16 protein-coding genes are annotated in these 24,917 nt (G+C 71.9%); 12 read left to right on the top strand and 4 right to left on the bottom strand.

The window, feature by feature from the left end; translation table 11 throughout:
* The first annotated feature begins 51 nt into the window (after positions 1–51).
* Both C1N74_RS02700 and C1N74_RS02695 read left to right on the top strand, forming a co-directional pair.
* On the top strand, positions 52–798 hold the full coding sequence (locus C1N74_RS02700) for an ABC transporter ATP-binding protein (RefSeq protein WP_023952554.1): 747 nt from the start codon (positions 52–54) through the stop codon (positions 796–798).
* Positions 795–2,210 carry an FtsX-like permease family protein gene (locus tag C1N74_RS02695; RefSeq protein WP_137749910.1) on the top strand — a complete coding sequence of 472 codons (1,416 nt, stop codon included), beginning with the start codon at positions 795–797 and terminating at the stop codon, positions 2,208–2,210. The genes C1N74_RS02700 and C1N74_RS02695 overlap by 4 nt, the downstream gene beginning before the upstream one ends.
* A 22-nt stretch (positions 2,211–2,232) precedes the next feature.
* Here the strand turns inward: C1N74_RS02695 and C1N74_RS02690 are convergent, their stop codons facing one another.
* Positions 2,233–3,078 carry an alpha/beta fold hydrolase gene (locus C1N74_RS02690; protein ID WP_137749909.1) on the bottom strand — a complete coding sequence of 282 codons (846 nt, stop codon included), beginning with the start codon at positions 3,076–3,078 and terminating at the stop codon, positions 2,233–2,235.
* Between the two features lie 83 nt (positions 3,079–3,161).
* On the opposite strand from C1N74_RS02690, the gene C1N74_RS02685 reads away from it, so the two are divergent.
* Together C1N74_RS02685 and C1N74_RS02680 are read left to right on the top strand one after the other, a co-directional pair.
* Complete coding sequence (locus C1N74_RS02685) at positions 3,162–3,620, top strand: MarR family winged helix-turn-helix transcriptional regulator (RefSeq protein WP_023952558.1); 459 nt, start codon at positions 3,162–3,164, stop codon at positions 3,618–3,620.
* 8 nt (positions 3,621–3,628) lie between these two features.
* Entirely contained in the window at positions 3,629–4,969 is a 1,341-nt protein-coding gene (locus C1N74_RS02680; RefSeq protein ID WP_258317980.1) for an MFS transporter, read from the top strand.
* Between the two features lie 145 nt (positions 4,970–5,114).
* Here C1N74_RS02680 and C1N74_RS02675 read toward each other — a convergent pair whose 3' ends face one another.
* The 3 genes from C1N74_RS02675 to C1N74_RS02665 form a co-directional block, all read right to left on the bottom strand.
* The gene (locus tag C1N74_RS02675) at positions 5,115–7,991 is read right to left on the bottom strand and encodes a rhamnogalacturonan lyase (RefSeq protein WP_219994757.1); all 2,877 of its coding nucleotides are present in this window, start codon (positions 7,989–7,991) and stop codon (positions 5,115–5,117) included.
* Positions 7,992–8,086: 95 nt separating this feature from the next.
* The gene (locus tag C1N74_RS02670) at positions 8,087–10,510 is read right to left on the bottom strand and encodes a glycoside hydrolase family 2 TIM barrel-domain containing protein (protein WP_137749907.1); all 2,424 of its coding nucleotides are present in this window, start codon (positions 10,508–10,510) and stop codon (positions 8,087–8,089) included.
* Positions 10,507–11,166 (bottom strand): TetR/AcrR family transcriptional regulator, encoded by a 660-nt coding sequence (locus C1N74_RS02665; protein ID WP_023952562.1) that lies wholly within the window; start codon positions 11,164–11,166, stop codon positions 10,507–10,509. The genes C1N74_RS02670 and C1N74_RS02665 overlap by 4 nt, the downstream gene beginning before the upstream one ends.
* A gap of 184 nt (positions 11,167–11,350) precedes the next feature.
* On the opposite strand from C1N74_RS02665, the gene C1N74_RS02660 reads away from it, so the two are divergent.
* The 8 genes from C1N74_RS02660 to C1N74_RS02625 all read left to right on the top strand — a co-directional run bounded on the left by C1N74_RS02660 (position 11,351) and on the right by C1N74_RS02625 (position 24,833).
* Positions 11,351–12,877, top strand: coding sequence for an ABC transporter substrate-binding protein (locus tag C1N74_RS02660; protein ID WP_064956267.1), 1,527 nt, complete (start codon positions 11,351–11,353; stop codon positions 12,875–12,877).
* Between the two features lie 67 nt (positions 12,878–12,944).
* On the top strand, positions 12,945–13,886 hold the full coding sequence (locus tag C1N74_RS02655; RefSeq protein WP_023952564.1) for an ABC transporter permease: 942 nt from the start codon (positions 12,945–12,947) through the stop codon (positions 13,884–13,886).
* Positions 13,883–15,748 carry a dipeptide/oligopeptide/nickel ABC transporter permease/ATP-binding protein gene (locus C1N74_RS02650; RefSeq protein ID WP_023952565.1) on the top strand — a complete coding sequence of 622 codons (1,866 nt, stop codon included), beginning with the start codon at positions 13,883–13,885 and terminating at the stop codon, positions 15,746–15,748. Before C1N74_RS02655 ends, C1N74_RS02650 begins: the two co-directional genes overlap by 4 nt.
* On the top strand, positions 15,745–16,593 hold the full coding sequence (locus C1N74_RS02645; protein WP_064956269.1) for an ATP-binding cassette domain-containing protein: 849 nt from the start codon (positions 15,745–15,747) through the stop codon (positions 16,591–16,593). Before C1N74_RS02650 ends, C1N74_RS02645 begins: the two co-directional genes overlap by 4 nt.
* Before the next feature lie 195 nt (positions 16,594–16,788).
* On the top strand, positions 16,789–19,074 hold the full coding sequence (locus C1N74_RS02640; protein ID WP_258318028.1) for a glycoside hydrolase family 3 protein: 2,286 nt from the start codon (positions 16,789–16,791) through the stop codon (positions 19,072–19,074).
* Positions 19,071–20,216, top strand: a complete 1,146-nt coding sequence (locus tag C1N74_RS02635; RefSeq protein ID WP_114598054.1) for a serine hydrolase domain-containing protein — start codon at positions 19,071–19,073, stop codon at positions 20,214–20,216. Before C1N74_RS02640 ends, C1N74_RS02635 begins: the two co-directional genes overlap by 4 nt.
* Positions 20,213–22,999, top strand: a complete 2,787-nt coding sequence (locus C1N74_RS02630; protein ID WP_137749905.1) for an alpha-L-rhamnosidase — start codon at positions 20,213–20,215, stop codon at positions 22,997–22,999. The genes C1N74_RS02635 and C1N74_RS02630 overlap by 4 nt, the downstream gene beginning before the upstream one ends.
* Positions 23,000–23,075: 76 nt before the next feature.
* Positions 23,076–24,833 (top strand): DUF5605 domain-containing protein, encoded by a 1,758-nt coding sequence (locus C1N74_RS02625; protein WP_114598056.1) that lies wholly within the window; start codon positions 23,076–23,078, stop codon positions 24,831–24,833.
* The last annotated feature ends 84 nt before the right edge of the window (positions 24,834–24,917 follow it).

The raw sequence follows: 24,917 nt of genomic DNA, 5'->3' as shown, positions 1-24,917 counted from the left end.
TACACCTCGCGACGGACGACGGCGCGGGCCCCGCTCGGAAGAGTGGATGACATGAACCCCACCATCGACTCCGCCCCCGTCCTCGAAGCCCGCGGGCTCGTGAAGCGCTACGGGCCGCTCACCGCGCTCGACCGCGTCGACCTGACCGTCCGCGCCGGCGAGGCCGTCGCGATCATGGGCGCATCGGGGTCGGGAAAGACGACGCTCCTGCACTGCCTCGCCGCGATCATCGCGCCCGATGCCGGCTCCGTCCGCCTCACCGCTCCCGGTACGGCGCCGCGCGAGCTCGTCGGGATGCCCGATGCCGACCGGTCCGCGGTCCGGCGCAGCAGCCTCGGCTTCGTCTTCCAGGACCACCTGCTGCTTCCCGAGCTCACCGCTGTCGAGAACGCCGCGCTGCCGCTGCTTCTCGTGGGCACGGCCCGCGCGGCCGCCGAGGCTCACGCCGCGGCGTGGCTGGGCGCGCTGGGACTCGCGGGCATGGAGAACCGTCGCATCGGCGAGCTCTCGGGCGGACAGGCGCAGCGCGTCGCCATCGCCCGGGCTCAGGTGACCGGCGCTCCCGTCGTGTTCGCCGACGAGCCGACCGGAGCCCTCGACTCCACCACCTCGGCGGAGGTGCTCGACGCGCTGCTGCACGCCACGACCGGTCAGGGACGCAGCCTCGTGGTCGTCACGCACGACGCGGAGGTCGCGCGCCGCTGCGACCGCGTCCTCCGGATGCGCGACGGGCGCATCGTCGACTCGTCTGCCGGCCCCGCGCGTGCGGGCGCGGCCGCCACCGGGGCGACCCGATGAGCGCCGTCGTCGCGACCGGTTCGCTCCCGCAGCCTCCCGCTCCGCTCGCGCACGCCTCCGAGGCGCCGGGCGGCATCGGCCGCGTCGCAGCTCTGACGATCCTGCTCGCCCGGCCGGCGCGGCAGGGGTCGGCGGCGATCGTCCTGCCGCTGACGGCCTTCGCCATGACGACGATGCTCATGCTGATCGTCGCGGGCGGCACGCGCATGTTTCTCACCGACCCACGTGCGGGCGAGATGGCCTTCCTCTACGGCGTGCTCAGCGTCCTGGCGCTCATCCTCCTCGCCGTCCCGACGGCGACCCTCGGGGCTGCCGCCGCCCGCCTGTCGAGCCGCCGCCGCAACGACCGCCTCTCGACGCTGCGGCTCCTCGGGGCCACCAACACGGAGGTCGGAGCGATGGCGGTGGGCGAGGCATCCGTCGTCGCGTTCGCCGGTGCCGTCGTCGGCGCCGCCGCCTACGGCGTCGCGTTGCCCCTGGTCGGGCTGCTCCCCTTCTTCGGCGGGCCCGTCGGCGCCGCCGCGGTGTGGGCGGGGTGGCCGATCGTCCTCGTCGTCGTCATCGGGGTCGGTCTCATCGCCACCGTGAGCGCGGCGGCGAGCCTGCGTCGCGTGCGGCTGACCCCTCTCGGCGTGCGCCGCCGCACCGAGGCGCCGCCGCGACGCACCCGGACCCTCGTGATCTCCGCGATCGCGATCGTCGCCGTCGGCACCATCGTGGCCCAGTTCAGCAGCGTCAGCGCAGTCCTGGCCCCCGCTGCGTCGATCGTGGTGCTATTGGCCCTGTTCGCCGGCGCCCTCGCGCTGGTCAACCTCATCGGGACTCCGATCGTCGCGGCGCGCGGACGGTCGATGGCGCGGCGCGCCCGGACGGCTGCTCAGCTCGTCGCCGGCCGCGAGCTCGCCGCACACGCCCCCACCGCGTGGCGCCGCGTGTCAAGCATCGCGATGATCTCGTTCATCGCGGTCGTCGGCGGCAGCGGAATGGCGCTGACCGAGATCGCCGGCGACGAGCCCGGGATGACGCTGTTCGCCGACATCCGCACCGGCGTCCTCGTCACGCTGGGCGCGGGCTTCATCCTGCTCGCCGCCTCGGTGGGCGTCAGTCAGGCGGCGTCGGTGCTCGACGACCGCGAGCTCATCGTGGGCCTCGACCGTCTCGGCATGGAACCCGCCGAGCTCGCCCGGGCACGTCGCATCACCGTGATGCTGCCCCTGCGCTGGGCGGCCGCCGGCGGGGCCGTCGTCGGAGTGGCGCTGGCCCTCCCGATCGTGGGGATCAGCCTGGTCGTGGCGCCGCTCACGATGGCCGTCATCGCGGCGACCTTCGTCGCGGGCTTCGGCGCGGTCGCGCTGGCGCTCCTCGCGTCACGCCCGCTCGTCACGGCGATCCGGCGCGGCCCCGCCCGGTGACCCCGACGCTCGCTTCCCCGGCTCAGCCCCGCGGGAAGCGAGCGTCGAGCCACGCGAGCAGATCGGCCTGCACGTCGCCCCGCACCGCCTCGTTGAAGATCTCGTGGCGGGCACCCGGGTACACGAGTGTGGTCACGTCCGTCAGACCCGAACGCGTGCGGTATGCGTCGGCGAGACGGTGGACGCTCCGCGGGCCGCCGACGGTGTCGTCGCGCCCGACCATGAGCAGGACCGGGACGTCGACCCCGAGGTCGCGACGCGGCCGGCCGATGAGCTTGAGCGTCTCGACGGGGCCGAACAGTCGGGGCAGCGCTGTCGTCGTGGTCAGTGGGTCGTCGAGGAAGCTCTGCTGCACGGCGACATCCGTGCTCAGCCACTCGACGCCGTTCGCGCCGGGCGCCTTCCACGGCGCGTTCAGGTCGCCGGAGTTGAGCGATCCGGGCCAGCGCAGCGCCGACCCCGAGAGCACGAGTCCGGCGTAGGCGTCCGGCCGGTCGTCGAAGAGCATCTGCGCGAGGAACGATCCCCACGAGTGGCCGAGGAGCACGATGGGCGCCCCGGGATGGTCGCGCTCGATGATGCGGGTCAGCTCGGCGCACGCGTCGCGCGCGGCGTGCAGTCCGCCCCGGCCGAGCTTGCCGAGCTTGCTCGGGTCACCGTGCTGCCGGATGCCGGTGCGTCCATGGCCGCGGTGGTCGTCGGCGTAGACGGTGAAGCCGGCGGCGGTGAGCACCTCGGCCAGCTCGGCGTAACGGCCCGCGTGCTCGCCGACGCCGTGCAGCAGCTGCACGACCGCCCGCTGCGCACCCTGCGCGGGATGGACGTCGTAGACGATCGCGACCCCGTGCGCGTCGGTGAACTCGGGCATGCGGCGAGTCTACGTTTCCGGCCGTCGCATTCCGGACACCACAGACCGTTAGCAAGACTAATGAGCTAAGCTAAACATCACAGATGAGCACCTCCTCCCCCGCCTCCGCCCCGCCGTCCGCCATCGATCTCGCGCACGACGCGACCGACCTCCGCATGGCGACCTTCCGCCTCGCACGGCGACTCCGCGCGCAGCGCGCCGTCGATTCGATGAGCGACGGGCAGTACGCCGTGCTCGCGAACCTGCACGTGCACGGTCCGCACACGCTCGGCGAGCTGGCGGACCGCGAGCGCGTATCGGCGCCGTCGATGAACCGCACCGTCAACCACCTCGAAGAGCTCGGCTACCTGACACGGACGCCCGACGACGGCGACCGCCGCAAGGTCAACATCGCCCTCACCGACGAGGGCCGCACCGTCGTGATCGAGACGACCCGCCGTCGCGACTCCTGGCTCGAGCACGCGCTGGAAGAGCTCGAACCGGCCGACCGTGAGACTCTGGCCGCCGCCGCCGTCATCATGCGGGCGGTGGCCGACCGATGAGCTCTGCGATGTTCCGCTCCTTCTCGGTGTTCAACTACCGGGTGTGGTTCTTCGGCGCCCTCGTGTCGAACGTCGGCGCGTGGATGCAGGCCACGGCGCTGAGCTGGGTCGTCCTCACCGGCCTCACCGACAACGACGCGGGAGCGATGGGCGTCACGATGGCGCTGCAGTTCGCGCCGCCGCTCCTGCTCGTCGGCGTCACCGGGTGGGTCGCCGACCGTTTCGACCGGCGCCGTCTGCTCGTGGTCACGCAGAGCTCGCTCATGCTCGTCGGGCTGATCATCGGCACGCTCCTGCTCACGGGTGTCATGACGCTTCCGCTCATGTACGTCTTCGCGTTCACGCTCGGCATGATCTCGGCCTTCGACAATCCGGCACGTCAGGCGTTCGTCTCCGACATCGTCGCGCGCGAGATCGCGGCCAACGCCGTCGCGCTCAACGCGGCATCCTTCAACGGTGCGCGCATGATCGGCCCCGCAGCTGCGGGCATCGTCATCGTCGCGGTCGGCACCGGCTGGGTCTTCTTCATCAACGCGGCGACGTTCCTCGCGATGATCGTCGCGCTCTTCCTCATCCGGCCGGGCGAGCTCATCCCGCGCGTGACCTCGCCGGGCGCGGCTCGCCTCGCCGACGGCTTCCGGTACGTTCGCGGGCGCCCCGACCTCATGGTCACTTTCGCGATGGTGTTCCTCCTCGGCGCCTTCGGCATGAACTTCCCGATCTTCGCGTCGACGATGGCGATCGAGTTCGGGCGCGACGCCGACGGGTACGGCCTCCTCAGCTCGATCCTGGCGATCGGGTCCCTCGCCGGCGCCCTGATGGCGGCCCGTCGTGAGCGGGCGCGCATCCGCGTCGTGATCCTCGGCGCCGGACTCTTCGCCGTGGCCGCCGCGGTGTCGGCCTTCATGCCGGATTACTGGCTGTACGCGGTGACGCTGATGTTCACGGGCTTCGCGGTCGTGACCACCCTGACCACGGCCAACGGCTACGTGCAGACGACGACCGACCCGGCCCTGCGCGGCCGCGTGCTCGCGCTGTACATGGCGATCCTCATGGGCGGCACCCCCATCGGCGCCCCGATCGTCGGATGGGTCGCCGACCAGTTCGGGCCGCGCGCGGCCATCGGTCTCGGTGCCGTCGCCGCCCTGGTCGCGTTCGGCGTCGGGGTGACATGGATGCTCGTCTCCGGACGCGTCCACCGCTCGAGCTCGCGCCGGTTCGCGCTCTCGCTCGACGAGACGCGCCCGATCTCGGTCGTCGCGCCCGAGGAGTTCAGCGACGAGGTCGCCGGAACGACGCCCATCCCGCTGCCCGACACGGCCGCCGAGCGCCCCCGCCGCACGCGCTGAGGCCCCCCGCCGGCGCCGACCCGCGCCCGAACCCGATACATCCGTCGGACGGGTGGGGCTGGTGAGCGTTCGCGCCGTGTCACCGGCCCCACCCGTCACTCCGGTCCTGCAGATGTATCAGGGCATCACGTCTGAGCGGGCCGCCTCAGCACATCCGGGCGAAGTAGGGCACGTCGTAGGTGGCGTGGTAGCCGACTCCGTCGAGCCACTGATACGCCGTCACGGTCGCCGATCCGGGCACGAGCGAGTCACGGCCCGCGTCGAAGAGCCGGTACGCCGCGTCGCCCGCGGCGACCTTCTGCTGCGCGTGCTCACCGCCGACCGCGGCCAGCCGCACGTCGATCGCACCCTCAGCCTCGTTCGCGGCGTGGACCGCGACGTGCACCGCCCCGTTCACGCACTGCGACCGCGCGCTCACGCGCAGCGGCACCGGCTGCCCCGCTCGCACCGTAGCCGTCGCCGACGGCTGTGACGGTGCCGCCTGGCCGAAGGTTCCCGCGGGGGTGACGGTCGCGGTCCACTCCCCCGGCGGCACCGCCGCGAACCGCGCGGAGCGAGCCTCGGCCCCGACCTGCTGGGCGACGGTCTCACCCGCCGCCGAGCGGAGCGTGACGGCGAAGCCGGTGGCCGGGGCGCCGGCATCCGTCGTCGCCCACGTGACGTTGACGCCGGCCGAGTCGACCCCGATGCCGGGAGCCGCCACGGGCGCGGGGGCGGGCCGCAGCGGCACACCGGCGAAGTCCATGCCGGAGGCGAGGTGGAACCCGGTGTAGCTCGGCTGGTTGTAGGTCGTCTGCTGACGGGCGACCTCGGCGCGGTACTGCGGATCGTGCATGAGCGTATACAGCTTGTGCTCGGTCACCTCGGTCGAGACGTACAGCCGCAGCGCCGACGAGTCCGCCGTCCGTACGACCAGCTCTTCGCGCCAGTCGCCCAGGACGTCGGCGACGAGGCCGGGGTTTCCCTTCGTGCCGTTGTTGGCGAGGGCTCCGGATGCCGTCAGCACGGTGCCGCGCGCCCAGTCGTCGATCGTCGGGGTGACGTCGCCGCTGCCGTTCACGATCTGCGTCGTGAGGTCGCCGGCCCAGCGGATCGAGGCGTTCGTGCCGGGAGTCGCCGCCGAGAGCACCTCGCCCTGGGCGGTCAGCAGGCCCGAGGCATCCGTCCCGCCGGGCATGCTCGACCAGACCTCCATGCCGGGGACGTCGGGGCGGACGTCGCCGATCATCCCGCGCCCGGTGTCGCGACCCGAGTAGGCGCCGAAGACGACCTCGCCGGTGGCCGCATCCCGCAGCGCCGTGCCGTACGGCGCATACGCTCCGCCCTCGTGCACGGTGAAGATCTCGAGGCCCGGGCGCGACGGGTCGATGTCGGCGACGTGCATCGCGTCGCCGTGACCGAGACGCGCCATCTCGCCCGGGGTCGCCGATCCCTCGGGCATCTCGGCGAACGAGCTGTAGAGGAGGCTTCCGTCGTCATCCAGCGTCGCCGATCCGTAGACGATCTCGTGGCGGCCGTCGCCGTCGACATCCGCCGCCGAGAGGCTGTGGAAGCCCTGCGTCGTGATCGTGCCGTAAACGGGGTCGGTGCCGTCGACCCCGTGCGGGCCGTCGTTGAACGGGTTGGTCATCGGCGCGTGCCCGCTGTCGACGAACCAGCGCTTGACGAGGTTCTCGCCGTCCCAGTCGTAGGTCGCGATCGTCGTGCGCGTGTAGTAGCCGCGGGCGAAGACCGCCGACGGACGTTCGCCGTCGAGGTAGGCGACGCCCGCCAGGAACCGGTCGACCCGGTTTCCGGGCTCGATGCGCGACATCGCGTAGTCGCCCCACAGCAGGCCGTCGTCGCCGCGGTCCGGCTCGTAGCGCACGGTCTGCAGCTCGGCTCCGCTCTCGCCGTCGAAGACGGTGAGGTACTCGGGCCCCTCGAGGATGAAGCCCTCGAAGTTCCGCAGGGCGTTGCGGGCGCTTCGGCTCGGCGCGTACACGTCGATGAAGTGATCGACGAGGGCGCGGGCGTCGGCATCCGACAGCGGGTAGTCGAAGCGCGGCTCGATGCCGAAGGCCTCCTCGAGCGTGGCCGGCCACCGGCCCGACACGACCTCGTCGCGCGTCGACCACCCGCGGAACACCTCGACGAGGTGATCGGCGTAGTCGGCGGCGCTCATGCGGTAGTCGTCGGTGTGGGCGTAGCCCGCGGCGACATCCTCGTCCGGCATCGTGACGTACTGCTCCGACGCCACCGAGCCGTCGTCGGCGTAGGTGATCGACTTCGTCCCCGGCGCGGTCTTGAGCATCGTCTCCGACCGTCCGTCGCCGTCGAAGTCGTAGACGAGGAACTGCGTGTAATGCGCGCCGGCACGGATGTTGGGACCGAGGTCGAGCCGGTTCAGCAGGCGTCCCTCGAGGCTGTAGGTGTCGATGTAGACCCCGCCGGTGTACCCGACCTGCGATACGTCTTTGGAGTTCGAGGGGTCCCACTTCACGACGAATTCGTAGCGCCCGTCGCCGTCGACGTCACCGACCGAGACGTCGTTCGCCGAGTAGGTGTACTCCTCGCCTGCCGGAGTCACCCCGCCTTGGGGCCGCTGCAGCGCGATGTCGAGGAAGCCGTCTTGCATCGGGATCGCGGCGTCGCTCGCCGCCGTCTCGACGCCCGCCGTGACCGGCGCCACGCGGTAGACGGATGCCGCCGTGCCGGCGTCGTCGCGGTAGTTCGTGCTGTCGGTGACGGTGGCGATCGGCGCGTCGTCGCGGTAGACGACGAAGTCGGTGCCGGTGAGGCCGGTCTCGCCGGCACCGCTGGCCTCGCCCGCGAGGAGGCGCCAGCTGAGGAAGACGCCCTCGCTCGTCGGCACCGCGACGAGGCCCCGGTCGAGGGTCTCGAGCCGGGGCACGGGGGCGGCCGGTGGCTCCTGCGCGCCCGCGGCCGGGAGCGTCGCGACGCCTCCGGCGGTGAGGGTCGCGGCGGCGAGCGTTCCCGCGGTGAGGCCCGCGAGCAGCGTGGAGCGGAGTCTGTTCTTCATCGAATGGATCCCATCGGAATACGCTTTCCTGGATTCCGACGAGCCTAGGCGACGACGCTCCTCGCCCCGATGAGTTCTCTCTCATCCCTCGCGGCTCACAACGCGGCGGGCGCCACCTCGAACACCAGGGATGCGGGGGCGTAGCCGGGGGCGGAGGCCGTGACGGCGACCGTGCCGGTACCGGAGGGCTTCACCACCGCGAGCAGCCGGCCGTCAAACGTCGTGAAGACGGGACCGGCGAACGACTCCTCGCTGTCGGTCCGCCCCGACCCGATGCCCGCCAGCACTCCGGTGCCGGACACCTCGACCGTCACCGGAACGTCGCGGGCGCAGACCACGACTCCGTCGTCGTCCTCGAGCGTCACCGCGACGAATGCGAGACCGTCGTGGTGCACGGCGGCGTCTTCCAGACGTGCGACCAGCGAGGCCGGGCCCGCGCTGACGAGAGCGTGCCGCCCGATCTCGGCACCGCCGCGGCGAGCCACGGCGACGAGGCGGCCCGGGCGGTACCGGGTCTCGAAGCGAGCGAGGAACGCCTTCTCGCGGCCGACCGGCTCGGCGCCCACGCTCTCGTCGTCGATGAACAGCTCGACCTCGTCGGCATCCGCGTAGACGTCCACGGTCACGGGGGCACCGGATGCCGCATCCCACGACCACGACGACACCGTGTCGGTCCACGACCACGGCGTCGTCGCCGTCGGCCGCCCGTGATGCTGCGGGCGGTGCACGGCGATGTAGGGGTCGCGGCGCAGCCCGTAGACGATCTCGCGGTAGTACGAGATCGGCCGGCGGAGCCCGGTGATGTCGAGGTCGCCGCAGCCGGCCAGCCGGTAGGGATAGGGACCGGCCGTGCCGGTGGGCGTGTAGCCGGGCTCGTCGGTGTAGTCGACGCGACCGATGCCGGCCTCGCCGAGGTAGTCCCAGCCCGTCCACGTGAAGTCGCCGATGACGTGCGGCAGCTCGCGCACGAGCTCCCACATCACGTCGATGCGCTCGGGGAAGGTCTCGGAACCGACGATGATGCGATTCGGATGGTCGAGGGCGTCCTGCCGGTAGCGCGAGTCGGCGTAGTTGAACCCGACCACGTCGAGCACCGCTGCCGACTCCTCGATCGACGCGCTCACGAGCGGCGAGGCGTTCATGAGCCCCATCTGCTCACCCATCCCCGCCATCATCGTGTTGGCGTCGGGCATCTGCTCGCGGGCTTCGGCCATGCGGTCGAGGTTCGCGATGATGCCGTTGATCCCGTTCGTGACGAATCGCGTCGGGTCGAGCTCTCGCACCTGCTCGGCGAGCCGCCGGCTCCAGGTCGCGCCCAGCGGCGTGGCGAGCTCGAGGATCTCGTTGCCGATCGAGTACATCACGACGCTCGGGTGGTTGCGGTCCTTCGCGACGAGCGAGGCGATGTCGTCGCGCCAGTGCTCGGCGAACGTGATCGTCGCGTCGAACGGGGCCTTCGGGCGCGTCCAGGCGTCGGTCAGCTCGTCCATGACGAGCATCCCGTGCCGGTCGCATGCCGCGAGCATCGCGCGACTCATCGGATTGTGTGCGCTGCGCAGCGCGGTGAAACCCGCCCGCTTGAGCAGCCGGACGCGCCGGTCCTCGGCGGCGGGCTCGGTGGCCGCTCCGAGCATGCCGTTGTCGTGGTGAACGCAAGCGCCGCGCAGGTCGATCGAGCGCCCGTTCAGACGGAGGCCGTGGCGCGGATCGAGCTGGAGCGAGCGGATGCCGAAGTCGGTGACATCCTCGTCGAGCAGCGCGCCGTCGGCGGAGGCGAGCGTGCTGCGCACCCGGTACAGGTCGGGCGTCTCGACATCCCAGCGCATCGGCGCCTCGACCGTCACCCGCGCCCGGGCCACGGCGCGCTCGCCCGGCAGGACCGTGACGGGCGAATGCGCACTCGCGACCACCGTTCCGTCGGGCGCCGCGACCTGCCAGCTCACCCGGGTCGTCACGGTGTGCCGCGTCGTGTTCGCGACCTCCGTCGCGACGGCGACGACCGCGCGCTCGTCGTCGATGTCGGGTGTCTCGACCCGCACGCCGTCGAGCGGGATGTGCACGGGATCGGCCACGACGAGATGCACCGGGCGGTAGATCCCCGCCCCGGAGTACCAGCGCGAATCGCGATGCGCCCGCGCCTCGACGCTGATGCGGTTGACGGCGCCGAACTCGAGGAAGGGGTCGAGCACGACCGAGAACCCGGCGTAGCCGCCCGCCTGATGCGCGGCGAACGCGCCGTTCACGAACACGACGGCGTCGCGGTAGACGCCCTCGAACTCGAGGACGACGGTGCGCGAACGCCAGTCGCCGGGCACGTCGAGCAACCGCGCGTACTCGAAGACGCCGCCCGGGGTGTATCCGGTGTGCACGCCCTGCGGTTCGTCGGGCGAGCGTGGCAGATCGCGCACCGCATCGTGCGGCAGGGTCACGGCGACGGGACCCGGCCCGTCGGCCGGGGTCTCGAACGGACCGAGCTTGGGGCCGACCGTCCACCCGTCGTGCAGCGGGACGCGGATCACGACGACGGCTCTTCTCGGGTTCGGGGCGACCACTCGATGTCGACGAAGCTCGCGAACATGGCCTGCAGCTCCGCGGCCATGTCCAGCGCGTCGCGGTCGAGCAGCCACTGCACCTGCAGGCCGTCCATGAGGGCCACGGCCATGATCGCCGCGCGACGAGGCGTCATCCCGTGCCGGAGGCGCCCCTCGTCGCGCAGGACCCGGAACGACCGTTCGATGTTGCCGCGGGTGTACTCGTACCGACGGACGAAGTAGCCGTGCGCCGGATGATCGGACGCCGTCGCCTCGGCCGACAGCGTTGTGTAGAGCTCGACGACGCCAGGCGTCGAGGCGTTGTGCGAGGCGAGTTCGATGAGCCCGCGGAGGACATCGGTGCCGTCCTCCGACTCGATGGGCACCAGTGCGCGGGCGCGGGCGTCGCGCTCCTCGAGCACGGCCTCGAGCAGGGCGCTCTTGTTGCGGAAGTGGTGCAGCAGCCCGGCCTCGCTCATGCCCACGCGCGTCGCGATGTCACGGAGCGATCCCGCACGGTAGCCGGACTGCGAGAACACCTCGAGAGCGGCATCCAGGATCGCCTGGCGGGTGGCCTCGGTCTTCGCGTACGTGCCTCGCCGTCGACGGCGCTCGGGCGCCGTCGTGTCGGTCGTCGTCATCATCGTCCATCTGTCCGTCGTCGCCCTCGTCGGCGAACGGAGGCCAGTCTGCCCGCTCGGATAACGAAAACCTAGCGATCGATAGAAATTCGTCTCAAAAATCTAGTCACCGCTCGGATTTGGTGCTAGCGTCCAGCGCCAGGGCGATCCACCGGGGTATCGCCTCTCCCGAGAAAAAGGACCAAAGATGTTCCGATGGAAGGCCACAGCAGCCCTCACGGTCGTCGCCGCACTCGCCCTGGCGGGGTGCGCGGGGACCGACGACGGATCCGGCGGTGACAGCGGTCGCGCCGACCGGCTCACCCTCACGGCGATCGCCGCTCCCACGAGTTACGACATCGGCCAGGGCGCGGAATGGGGCAACCGCAGCCCCTTCTTCCAGGCCGTGTTCGACACCCTCCTGTCGAAGGACTCCTCCGGTGAGACGCAGCCCTGGCTCGCCACCGAGTGGTCGTACAACGACGACAACACGGTGCTGACCCTGACGCTCCGCGAGGGCGTGAAGTTCACCGACGGCACCGACCTCGACGCCGCGGCGGTCGTCGCGAGCCTCGAGCACTTCCGCGACGGCACCGCCCCGCAGGCTGCGACCCTCGCCGGCAAGGAGTTCGCCGCCGTCGACGCGACGACGGTGACGATCACGCAGCAGGCGCCCGACCCCTCGCTGATCAACCTGCTCTCGATCGCCCCGGGCCTGATCCAGGCCCCGTCGACGTTCGACGACCCCGACTCCGCGACCGACCCCATCGGCTCGGGCGCGTACATCCTCGACACCGCCTCGTCGGTCACCGGGACCACGTACAACTACACCGCGAACCCCGACTACTGGAACGCGGACGCCGTCAAGTACGACAACCTCACGATCAACGTCCTCGAGGACGTCACCGCCACCGTCAACGCGATCCGCGCGGGCGAGGCGAACGGCGCGAAGATCGCCGACAACAACACGATCTCCGAGGTCGAAGGCGCCGGCTGGACGATCGAGTCGAACGAGCTCGACTTCCAGGGTCTGCTGCTGCTGGACCGCGCCGGCACGATGGCCCCCGAGCTCGCCGACGTCAAGGTCCGCCAGGCGATCAACATGGCCTTCGACCGCGAGGCGCTGCTGGCGTCGCTGCAGAGCGGATACGGCACCGTCACCGAGCAGGTGTTCCCCGAGACCTCCGTCGCGTACGACGCCGCGCTCGACAGCACCTACCCGTACGACCCGGATGCCGCGAAGGACCTCCTCGCCGAGGCGGGCTACCCCGACGGGTTCACGCTCAACATGATGTCGACCCCGGCCTTCCAGACCACCTTCGACCTCGTCGCCCAGCAGCTGTCCGACATCGGGATCACCGTCAACTACACCGACCCCGGCACCGGCAACTTCATCACCGACATGCTGGCGCCGAAGTACCCCGCGACCTGGATGGCGCTGGAGCAGAACCCCGATTGGCAGCTGATCAACTTCATGGTCGGCCCCGACGCGACGTTCAACCCCTTCAAGTACCAGGACCCGACGGTCGACGGCTACATCGAGACCGTGCAGTTCGGCACCCCGGACGAGTCGGACCAGGCTCTCAAGGACCTCAACAAGTACCTCGTCGACCAGGCGTGGTTCGCGCCGTTCTTCCGGGTGCAGGGCACGTTCGCGACCGACGCGAACACGAACCTCGAGTTCTGGCCCACCAACGCCTACCCGTCGATCTTCGACTTCTCGCCGAAGAACTGATCAGACTCCCTCGGACCGGGCGACTCTCCAGCGCCCGGTCCGAGGGTTCCACCTTCGGGAAGGCATCATGCTCACATTCATCCTGCGCCGCCTGCTCTCGGGCGTCGTGCTGATCGCGGTGATCTCGTTCCTCGCGTTCGTCCTGCTGTACGCCGGCGGCGGCGACATCGCCCGCCGCATCCTCGGCGAGAACGCGACCGCCGAGACCGTCGCGAAGAAGACCGAGGAGCTCGGTCTGAACCGCCCGCTGCTCGTCCAGTACGGCGACTGGGTCGCCTCCGCACTGACCGGCAACCTCGGACGCAGCTGGTTCACCGGCGAACTCGTCTCGGTGAGCGTCAGCGGGCGCCTCGCCGTCACCCTCTCGCTGGTGCTGGGCGCGACGATCGTCTCCGCCGTCCTCGCCGTCGTCCTCGGCGTTCTCGCGGCACGCCGCGGCGGCATCGTCGACGGGGCCGTGCAGTTCCTCTCGCTCGTCGGCTTCGCCGTGCCGGGCTTCCTCATCGCCCTGCTCCTCGTGCTCGTCTTCGCCATCAACCTCGGATGGTTCAAGGCGACCGGTTACGTGCCCATCACCACGTCACCGACGGGCTGGCTCGCCTCGGTGACCCTGCCCGTGGTCGCCCTCTCGCTGGGGGCGATCGCGACGGTCGCCGCTCAGGTGCGCGGCTCGGTCATCGACGCGATGTCGCGCGACTACGTCCGCACCCTCCGCTCGCGGGGCCTCGGCATGCGCTCGGTCATCTACAAGCACGTCCTGCGCAACGCGGGCGGCCCGGCGCTGGCCGTCCTGGCCGTGCAGTTCGTCGGTCTTCTCGGCGGCGCGGTCGTCGTCGAGCAGATCTTCGCCATCCCCGGCATGGGCCAGCTGAGCGTCCGCTCCACCACCCTCGGCGACGTCCCCGTCGTCATGGGCCTCGTGATCGCGTTCGCGATCATCGTCGTCATCGTGAACCTCCTGATCGACCTCGCCCAGGCCGCTCTGAACCCGAAGGTGAGACTGTCATGACCGCCGTCGACGTCCCTCCCGCCGTCCCCATCGCCCCCGTGCGGGTGAGTCTGTTCCGCCGCCTGCTGAAGAAGCCCCTCGGAGTCGTCTCGGCGCTGTTCCTGCTGCTGGTCGCCGTCGTCGCGGTCATCGGCCCGGTGATCGCGCCGCAGGACCCGAACTTCGCCGACATCCGCAGCATCCTCGCCCCGCCGAGCGCCGCGCACCTCCTCGGCACCGACGGGAGCGGCCGCGACGTGCTGTCGCGCCTGCTCGCAGCCACCCAGACGAGCGTCGCCGCCGCTCTCATCGCGGTCGTCGTGGCCGTCGTGCTCGGCGTCGTCAGCGGACTCATCGCCGGTTACTACCAAGGCTGGTTCAACACCGTCGCCACCTGGGTGACCGAGCTGAACATGGCCCTGCCCGGCATCGTGGTGCTGCTCGCGGCACGCGCCGTGCTCGGCCCGTCGGTGTGGATCTCGATGCTGATCTTCGGCATCCTGCTCGCCCCGGCGTTCTTCCGACTCGTGTACGCCGCGGTCACCGCGGTGCGCGGCGAGCTGTACGTGGATGCCGCCCGGGTCTCGGGGCTCGGCGACGGCCGCATCATCGGACGCCACGTGCTCGCGGTGGTGCGGGCGCCGATCATCATCCAGGGAGCGATCATCTCCGGCATCGCCCTGGCCATCCAGTCGGGCCTGGAGTTCCTCGGCCTCGGCGACGTCAACGTCCCGACGTGGGGATCGATGCTGACCGACGGCTTCAAGAACATCTACAAGACGCCCGTCCTGATGATCTGGCCCTCGCTCGCGATCGCCCTGACCTGCATCGCTCTCACTCTCCTGGCCAACGTCATGCGCGACGAGCTCGAGCGCACCGTCACCGTCCGGCGCAAGCGCCGCCGTGCGGTGACCACCGCCACCGGCTCGGTCGCCGCCGTCACCACCTCGGTGTCGACCGGCGGCGGTGAGCCCATCGAGGACCTCGACGAGCTGCCCGTCGTCGAGGGCTCCGACGTCATCGTCCATCCCGAGGACGCACGCAGCAAGGCGACCGAGCGCGTGCTGCAGATCCGCGACCTGCGCGTCGGCTACGACCAGCCCGACGGCTCGCACATCGAGGTGGTGCACGGCGTCTCGCTCGACATCCGCCGGGGCGAGGTGCACGGACTGATCGGCGAATCCGGCTCGGGCAAGACGCAGACCGCCTTCGGCGTGCTGGGCCTCCTCCCCCGCGGCGGCCGGGTGACCGGCGGCTCGATCACCTACGAGGGCACCGAGCTCGCCGACGCCTCCGACCGGGTGTACGCGGGAGTGCGCGGCAAGCGCATCGGCTACATCCCGCAGGAGCCGATGAGCAACCTCGACCCCGCCTTCACGATCGGAAGCCAGCTCGTCGAGCCGCTGCGCGCGACGCTCGGGCTGTCGAAGAAGGAGGCGACCGAGCGATCGCTCGACCTGCTCGCCCGCGTCGGGATCCCGCAGCCGAAGCGGACGTTCGATGCCTACCCGTTCGAGGTCTCGGGCGGCATGGCGCAGCGCGTGCTGATCGCCGGCGCGGTCTCGACCGATCCCGACCTCATCGTCGCCGACGAGCCGACGACCGCCCTCGACGTCACCGTGCAGGCCGAGGTGCTCGATCTGCTCCGCGACCTCCAGGCCGAGCGTCACATGGCGATGCTGCTCGTGACGCACAACTTCGGCGTCGTCGCAGACCTGTGCGACCGCGTCACCGTGATGCAGAACGGCCGCTTCGTCGAGCAGGGCCCCGTGCGCTCGATCTTCCGCGACGCACGTCATCCGTACACCCGAGCGCTGCTGGACGCGATCCTCGACGAGGGTCCCGCCCGCCCGGCGCTGGTCACGAAGGGAGCGAGCGCATGACCGCTCCGCTGCTCGAGGTCTCCGACCTCGTCGTCGAGTACCCCGGCAAGGGATTCCGCGCCGAGCCGTTCCGCGCCCTCAAGGGGGTCTCGCTCGACATCCTGCCGGGCGAGACCGTGGGTCTCGTGGGCGAATCCGGCTCGGGCAAGACCACGCTCGGGCGCGCGGCGCTCGGCCTGGCACCCGTCACCGAGGGCTCGATCATCTTCGACGGCCGCGACATCTCGCACCTGACCCGGCGCGAACGGCGCCCCCTCAGCGCCGACATCCAGGTCGTCTTCCAAGATCCGTACTCGTCGCTGAACCCGTCGATGACGATCGAGCAGATCCTGACCGAGCCCCTCACCGCGGCCGGTGTCGGCGCTCGTGAGGCCCGCGACCGGGTGCGCGAGCTGCTCGACCAGGTCGGCCTGCCCGGCGATGCGCGCAGTCGCCTCCCCCGCGAGTTCTCGGGGGGCCAGCGTCAGCGCGTCGCGATCGCGCGCGCGCTCGCGCTGCGTCCGCGCCTGATCGTGTGCGACGAGCCGGTCTCGGCCCTCGACCTGTCGACGCAGGCGCGCGTGCTCGACCTGTTCATCGAGATCCAGGAGCGCACCGGCGTGGCCTACCTGTTCGTCACGCACGACCTGGCCGTCGTCCGCCATGTCAGCCACCGCGTCGCGGTGATGTACCGCGGCGAGATCGTCGAGTCGGGCGACGCCGACCAGGTCACCTCCCGGCCGGAGCACCCGTACACGCAGCGCCTGTTCATGGCGGCCCCCGTGCCCGACCCCGACCGGCAGGAGGAGCGCCGCGCCGCCCGACGCGCGTTCCTCGCGTCCGAGGCAGCGCGCGGCGCAGCCTGAACGGATGCCGGGGCTCCCGTTCCGGCGCCCCGGCATCCACCCCCTCACCCCCTCTCGCTTGGAGTTCCCGTGACCGCGTCCACCGACCACCTCCGTCCCCTGCTCGACCAGCTCACCCTCGAGGACAAGGCCGCCCTCGTCCAGGGCGCCGACTTCTGGACGACGGTGCCGCTGCCGGCGATCGGGCTGCGGGCGATGACCCTCTCGGACGGACCCGCGGGTGTGCGCGGCCCCCGCTGGGACGAACGCGATCCCTCGCTGAACCTGCCCTCGGGCTCCGCGCTGGCGGCATCGTGGGACGCCGACCTCGCCTACCGCTACGGCGCCGCCTCGGCATCCGAGGCCCGCCGCAAGGGCGTCGACGTCGTGCTCGGACCCACCATCAACCTGCACCGCACCCCGCTCGGCGGACGGCACTTCGAGTGCCTGTCGGAGGACCCCGAGCTCACCGGCGAGCTCGGCGCCGCCTACGTGCGCGGCCTGCAGGACAACGGGGTCGCCGCGACGCCCAAGCACTACGTCGCCAACGACTCCGAGACCGACCGCTTCACCGTCGACGTGCAGGTGGACGAGCGCGCCCTGCGCGAGCTCTACCTCGCCCCCTTCGAACGGACGGTCACGGATGCCGGCGCCTGGGCCCTCATGAGCTCGTACAACTCCGTCGACGGCGTCACGATGACCGAGAACGCCCTCCTCGAGACGCCGCTGAACACCGAGTGGGGCTTCGACGGCGTCGTCATCAGCGACTGGACCGCGGTGCGATCCCTCGGCGCCGTGCCCGCGGCACAGGACCTCGCCATGCCGGGACCGGCGCCGGCGTACGCCGACCTCGTCGCCGCCGTGCGCGACGGGCGCGTCGACGAGACCGACCTCGACCGCAAGGTGCTGCGCATCCTGCTGCTCGCCGAGCGGGTCGGCGCCCTGGGCGACAGCGCGCCGAGCGAGACGGCCCCGGTCGACGGCGTCGCGTTCGCGCGGGAGGCGGCGGTCGCCGGAACCGTGCTGCTGCGCAACGACGGCCTCCTGCCCCTCGACGCCACGCCGCTTCGCCGCGTCGCGGTCGTCGGCCAGAACGCCCGCGACGCCCGGACGCAGGGTGGCGGGTCGGCGACGGTCGTGCCCGCGCGGGTGGTGTCGCCGCTCGACGCTCTGCGCGAAGCCCTGCCCGGTGCCGAGGTGCGCTTCGAGATCGGCGCCGTCGTGCAGGAGGGCGTCGCCGAGCTGCCGCTGTCGCAGCTGACGAACCCCATGACCGGAGAGCCCGGCATGCGCGTGAGCTTCCTCGACGCCGCCGGCGGCGAGATCTTCGCCGAGGACCGCCGCTCGACCGCCCTCGTGTGGTTCGGCGGCGACGCCCCCATCGGCGAGAGCGCGACGATCGTCTACGAGACACGGCTCACCCCGGCCGAGTCCGGCGAGATCGAGCTCGGCTTCGCCGGGGCGAACCCGGGCCGCCTCTTCGTCGACGGCGAGCTGCGTCTCGACGACGCCCCCGTGCTGACGGGCACCGACCTCGGCGCCGCGTTCCTCAACCCGCCTTCGCTCACCGCGCCGGTGACCGTGACGACCGGTACGCCCGTCGACATCCGGGTGGAGTTCGCGCGGGCGGGGGACGGCGCGATCGCCGGCGCGTTCTCCGCCACCCTCGGCATCGCCCCCGAGCGCACCGATCCCGACGAGCTGATCGCCCGCGCGGTCGACGCCGCCGCCGCGGCCGAGATCGCGGTCGTCGTCGTGGGCACGAACTCCAAGGTCGAGTCCGAGGGCTACGACCGGACAGACCTCGACCTCCCCGGCCGCCAGGACGACCTCGTGCGGGCCGTCGCCGCGACGGGAACCCCGACGATCGTCATCGTCAACGCGGGATCCCCCGTCGTGCTGCCGTGGGCCGGCGACGTCGCCGCGGTGCTGCAGGGCTACTTCGGCGGCCAGGAGTTCGGCCACGCCCTCGCCGACATCCTCACCGGCGCCGCGGAGCCCGGCGGCCGCCTCCCCACGACCTGGCCCGCCGCACTGGCCGACGTCCCGGTCACCGAGGTGACCCCCTCGGACGGCATGCTGCGCTACGCCGAGGGCATCCACGTCGGCTACCGGGCCTGGCTGCGAGACGACGTCGAGCCCGCTTTCGTCTTCGGACACGGGCTCGGCTATACGACCTGGCGATGGGATGCCGCGCAGCGCCACGGCGACACGCTCACGGTGACGCTCACCAACACCGGTGATCGCGCCGGCAAGCAGGTCGTGCAGGTCTACGCCGAGCGGCCCGGCTCCGCCGTCGACCGCCCGGTGCGGTGGCTCGTCGAATTCGCCGTCGTGCGCGCCGAGGCCGGACAGACGGTGTCGGTCGACATCGCGGTCGACCCGCGTCGCCTCGCGCACTGGGACGGCGCCTGGGTCGTCGAGCCCGGCGCCTATACCCTGCAGACGGGAGCATCGGTGGCCGAACTCCCGCTCACCGCCGAGTGGGAGGTTCCCGCATGACCACTGAGCCGACGACCGAGCTGACCGGCGTCCTGCACGGGCGGGCCGACGATCGCCTGACCGAGGTGGTGACCGAGCTCGAGGGGCTGCTCACCGCCGATCCCGACCTGTCGTTCCAGGTCGCGGCGATCCACCGCGGCCGCACGGTGCTCGACGCGTGGGGCGGTCCGCACCTGAACGGCGAGTCCGTCATCGTGCCGTACTCGGTCACCAAGAACACGATCGGGCTCTCCGTCGGCCTGCTCGTCGAACGCGGCGAGATCGACCTCGATGAGCGCGTCGCGCACTACTGGCCCGAGTTCGCCGCGAAGGGCAAGGGGGCCGTGACCGTCCGTCAGCTGCTGTCACATCAGGCCGGCCTCCCCCAGACCGACGATCCCCTCACGTGGGACGAGCTGCTCGACCACCACGCCGCCGCCGCGCGGCTGGCCGACGCGACGCCGTTCTGGCACCCCGGCAGCGCCTTCGGCTACCACGCCATCACGATCGGCAGCCTCGGCGACGAGCTCGTGTACCGCGTGACCGGCCGCACGCTCCACGAGTTCTACGAGACCGAGATCCGCGCGCCGCACGCGATCGACTTCCACCTCGGGCTCCCCGCCGACCTCGAGCACCGCCGCGTCGATGTTCTGCCGATGATCCGGCCCGTCTCCGACACGGCCGAACGACCCTCGTCCGCGCTCGGGCCACGGGTGTTCGCGCCCCCGGCGGGCGGCCTCGACCTCGCCAACTCCCCGCGCAGCTGGCGCTACGGGCATCCGGCCGGCAGCGGTACCGGGTCGGCCCGCGGGCTGGCGCGCCTGTTCGCGGCCATGGTCACCGGGGTCGACGGTGCCGCACCGGTGCTCGGCGCCGACACGGTCGCCGCGATCGGCCAGCAGCAGGTCCGCGGCTACGACGAAGTGCTCCACCAGCACGACCGCGCACACGCCATCGTCTTCCAGAAACCCTCGCAGCAGCTCGCGTTCGGCGGCCCGCGCGCGTTCGGGCACGACGGAGCCGCCGGCGCGCTCGCGTGCGTGGACCCCGAGACGGGGCTCGCCTTCGCCTGGACGATCGCCCGCGGCCCCTGGCCCGGCGGCGCCGATCCGCGCGCCGTGGCGCTGGCCGCTCGGCTCGGCCGCATCCTGGGCGACGCATGACCGCCGCGACCGCGACGCTGCGTGCCGAGCTGCGCGACGACACCGCTTTCGTCGCCACCCCGACACCGCGGCTGAGCTGGACCGTCCGGACGGACGAGTCCGACTGGATGCAGCGACGCGCCGAGATCGACGACGGTTCGGGTGCGGTCGCCCTCGAGCACGACGAGAGCGCGCTCGTGACGTGGCCGTTCGCCCCGCTCGCGCCCGGGGAGGCGAGGCGCGTGCGCATCCGCGTCGAGGGCGCCTCGGGCACGATGACCCCCTGGAGCGACGACCTCGTCGTCACCGCGGCCTTCCTCGCCGACGACGAGTGGGTCGCCGAGCCCGTCGGGTTGGCCGCCCCGCAGCGTCCCGCCCAGCCCACCGTCGTCCGCACCCGGTTCCGGCCGCCCCGGCCCGTCGCCCGCGCGATCCTCTTCTGGACGGCGCTCGGGTCGGCAGAGCCCGAGATCAACGGCGTCGCCGTCTCGGACGAGGTGCTCGCCCCGGGCTGGACCGCCTACCGCGATCGTCTCGTGCACGAGACCGTCGATGTCACCGATCTCGTCCGCGACGGCGAGAACGAGCTGACCGCGACCCTCGCGGGCGCCTGGTACACCGAGAAGTACGGCTTCTTCGCGTTCGCCGATCGGTTGTACGGCGACCAGCCGTCGTTCCTCGCGCAGCTGCGGGTGACCTATGACGACGGCTCCGCCGAGACCCTCGCCGCGACCGGCGCGGGATGGGAGGCCGCGGGCGACGGACCCGTCGTCGACTCCGGCATCTACGCGGGCGAGCACCAGGATCTCGCACGCACGGCGACCGCGTTCTCGCCGGCGCGGGTCGGCGCGTCGGCACGTCCCGGTTACGAGAACGTGCCGACGCCGGAGGCTCGCATCGCCCCGCCCGTTCGCCGCACTCAGGCGCTTGCGGTGTCCGAGGTGCTCACCACGCCGTCGGGCGGGCGCATCCTCGACTTCGGCCAGAACCTCGTCGGGCGGCTGCGGCTGCGCGTGCGCGGCCGGGCCGGTCAGCGCGTCGTCATCCGCCACGCCGAGGTGCTCGAGGACGGCGAGCTCGCGCTGCGTCCGTTGCGCAACGCAGCGGCGACGGCGACGTTCGACCTCTCGGGCGGCGACGACGTCCTCGAGTCGCGCTTCACCTTCTTCGGGTTCCGGTACGCCGAGATCACCGGTGCCGACGTCGACCCCGCCGACATCGAAGCCGTCGTCCTGCACACCGACATGACCCGCACCGGATGGTTCGCCTCGTCCGACCCGCTGATCGACCGGCTGCACGAGAACGTCGTGTGGGGCATGCGGGGAAACTTCCTCTCGATCCCCACCGACTGTCCGCAGCGCGATGAGCGTCTGGGCTGGACCGGCGACCTGCAGGTCTTCGCGCCGACGGCATCCTTCCTCTACGACTGCGCCGGCTTCCTGACGTCGTGGCTGCGCGACCTCGCTCACGAGCAGCGCCGCAGCGGCGGCTCGGTGCCCGTCGTCGTCCCCGCTGCCCTCACGGGCTTCGGGGCGTTCGGGGTGAGCCCCGCCGCGTGGGGCGACGCCGCGACGGTCGTGCCCACCGTGATGCACGAGCGCTTCGGCGATCGCGACGTCGTCGCCGCGCAGTACGCGAGCATGCGCTCGTGGGTCGACGCGGTGGCCGCCGACGCAGGCGACAGCGGGCTGTGGGCCGGACGCATGCAGCTGGGCGACTGGCTCGACCCCGCCGCTCCCCCCGACAAGCCGGGCCAGGCGAAGGTCGACTCCGACATCGTCGCGAGCGCGTACTTCGCCCGCTCGCTGCGGCAGGTCGCCGACGCCGCCGGGCTGCTCGGGTTCGACGCGGACGCCGCTCGCTACGGAGCGCTCGCGGAGCGCAGCCGGAAGGCCTTCGTCGCGGAGTACGTCACCCCCGCCGGCCGGATGGTCAGCGATGCCCCGACCGCCTACGCCCTGGCGCTCGAGTTCGACCTCGTCGTCGACCCGCCGGTGCGCGCGGCCCTCGCCTCCCGGCTGGCCGACCTCGTCCGCGAGGGCGGCTACCGCATCGGCACCGGATTCGTCGGCACGCCGCTCGTGGCGGACGCCCTCGCCGAGGGAGGACGGCTGGATGCCGCGGAGCGCCTCCTCACGCAGACGGAGTGCCCGTCGTGGCTGTACCCGGTCACGCAGGGCGCGACGACCGTCTGGGAACGCTGGGACTCACTGCTGCCCGACGGAGGCGTGAACCCGGGCGAGATGACGTCGTTCAACCACTACGCCCTCGGCGCGGTCGCCGACTGGCTGCACCGCACGGTCGCGGGGCTCGCCCCGGCAGCCCCGGGCTATCGGCGGATCCGGGTCGCTCCCCGCCCGCTGCGCTCGCTCGACCACGCCTCGGCGCGCCACCTCACGCCGTACGGCGAGGCGAGCGTGGCCTGGCGCCGCGACGGCGGGGAGATCGTCGTGACGGCGACCGTGCCGCCGAGCACCCGCGCCGACGTCGACCTGCCGGGGCTGCGCGGCCTGAGCGCCGAGGTCGGTTCGGGAACGCACGAGTGGCGTTTCGCAGCTGAGAGCGCACCGGCGCTCCCGCCGCTCGACGGCTTGAGCGCTTCGCTCGCCGACGTGATCGACGACCCGCGGGCGTACGGCGCGCTGCTCGGCGCGCTCGAGCAGCACGCCCCCGACCGGGTGCCGGCCGTCCGCGACGAGACCCGCTGGGGCGCCGGCCGCACGGTGAGCTCGGTCCTCATGTTCAGCCCGCCCGACCTCCTCACGGCGGTCGACTCCGCCATCCGCGAGGCCACCGCGCGCTGAGCAACGCCACGCCCCGACCCCGACCCGGCCCGACCCGCCCGACCCTCCCGATCCCGTTCCCGCCCAGGAGGCATGAATGTTCGACCGCGCCACGACCTTCGGCGAAGCCCTCGACGACCCCGCCGCGCGCGCCATCCTCGAGCGGTACATGCCCGGGGTCGCCGCCTCGCCGATGGCGACCCAGTTCCGGGGCGGTCGTCTCGGCCAGCTCGTCGCGATCGTGCCGGCGCTCGAGGACCTCGCCGAGCGCGAGCGCTTCTTCGCGGCTCTCGCCGAGGTCGGCAGCGGCGCGCCCCGACCGCCGTACGCGCCGGCGCTCGAGCCCGATCCCGCATACGAGGGCGACGACGTCGCGCGCGGGTCGGCTGCGCTCGACGTACCGGCGAGCGCCGCCCTGTGGGACCCGATCGAGATCCGCATCACCGGCCCCGCCCACGGCAACCCCTTCGTCGACGTCGAGCTCGACGCGATCTTCGAGAGGGACGGCGCCGAGGTGCGGGTCGGCGGCTTCTACGACGGCGACGGCGTCTACGTCATCCGCGCCCTCGCCGACGCTCTCGGCGCCTGGACCTTCCGCACCCGGTCGACGGCGCGGTCGCTCGACGGCATCACCGGCGCTCTCGAGGTCGTCACGGCACGCGCGGGCTCGCACGGACCGGTTCGCGTCGACGGCTTCCACTTCCGGCACGCCGACGGCACGAGACACCGTCCGCTCGGGACGACGGCGTACGCCTGGACGCACCAGCCCGACGAGCTGCAGGAGCAGACGCTGTCGACCCTCGCTGCGGCATCCTTCGCGAAGCTCCGCATGTGCGTCTTCCCGAAGTCGTACCTGTACAACAGCGACGAGCCGGCCGACTTCCCCTTCGTCGGCAGCCTCTCGGACGGTTTCGACCTCGAGCGCTTCGACCCCGCGCACTTCCGCCGCCTCGAGAGGCGGATCGCCCAGCTCGGCGAGCTCGGCATCGAGGCCGACGTCATCCTCTTCCACGCCTACGACCGATGGGGTTTCGCCGACCTCGGACCGGCCGTCGACGAGCGCTACCTGCGTTACGTCGTGCGACGCCTGTCGGGCTATGCGAACGTGTGGTGGTCGATGGCCAACGAGTACGACCTGCTGTGGTCGAAGGACCTCGACGACTGGGAGCGGCTCGCCGCCGTCGTCGGCGAAGAGGACGCGTTCGGTCACCTCAACTCGATCCACAACTGCCGACCGGTCTACGACTACGACAAGCCCTGGATCACCCACGTCAGCATCCAGCGGGTCGACGTCTACCGCACGGCCGAGAACACCGATCAGTGGCGCGAGCAGTGGGGAAAGCCCGTCGTCATCGACGAGTGCGCCTACGAGGGCGACATCGACCAGGGCTGGGGCAACATCACCGGCGAGGAGATGACGCGGAGATTCTGGGAGGGCGCGGTGCGCGGCGGCTACGTCGGCCATGGCGAGACCTACTACCCGCCCGCGCACGGCCGCGATGACGAGATCCTCTGGTGGTCGAAGGGCGGCGAGCTGCACGGGTCGTCCCCCGAGCGCATCGCGTTCCTGGAGCGCCTCCAGTCCGAGTCGCCGACCGGGGTGTGGGACCCCCTGCCGAGCGACTGGGACGTGCCGTGGGGCGGGGTCGCGGGAGCCGTGAAGATCGGCTACTTCGGATTCAACCGCCCACGGTTCCGCAACGTCATCCTCGAGGAGGGCGCCTGGCGGGTCGAGGTCGTCGACACCTGGAACATGACCGTCGAGCCGGTGCCGGGCGAGCATCGCGGCCAGCTGCGCGTCGAGCTTCCCGGCCGCCCCTACATGGCCATCCGCCTCACCCGTCTCTCCGACTGACCCCGCCCCCCGCGCGGGCACCCACCTCGAGGTCCCCGTTCGGCCGGGTATGGGACCCGGATAATCGGCCGAAGTGGGACCTCG

It is taken from the genome of Microbacterium sp. SGAir0570 (assembly GCF_005491085.2).
Taxonomy (GTDB): Bacteria; Actinomycetota; Actinomycetes; order Actinomycetales; family Microbacteriaceae; genus Microbacterium; species Microbacterium arborescens.
The sequence above is the reverse complement of the archived record's forward strand: the minus strand, read 5'-3'. Positions and strand labels throughout refer to the sequence as shown.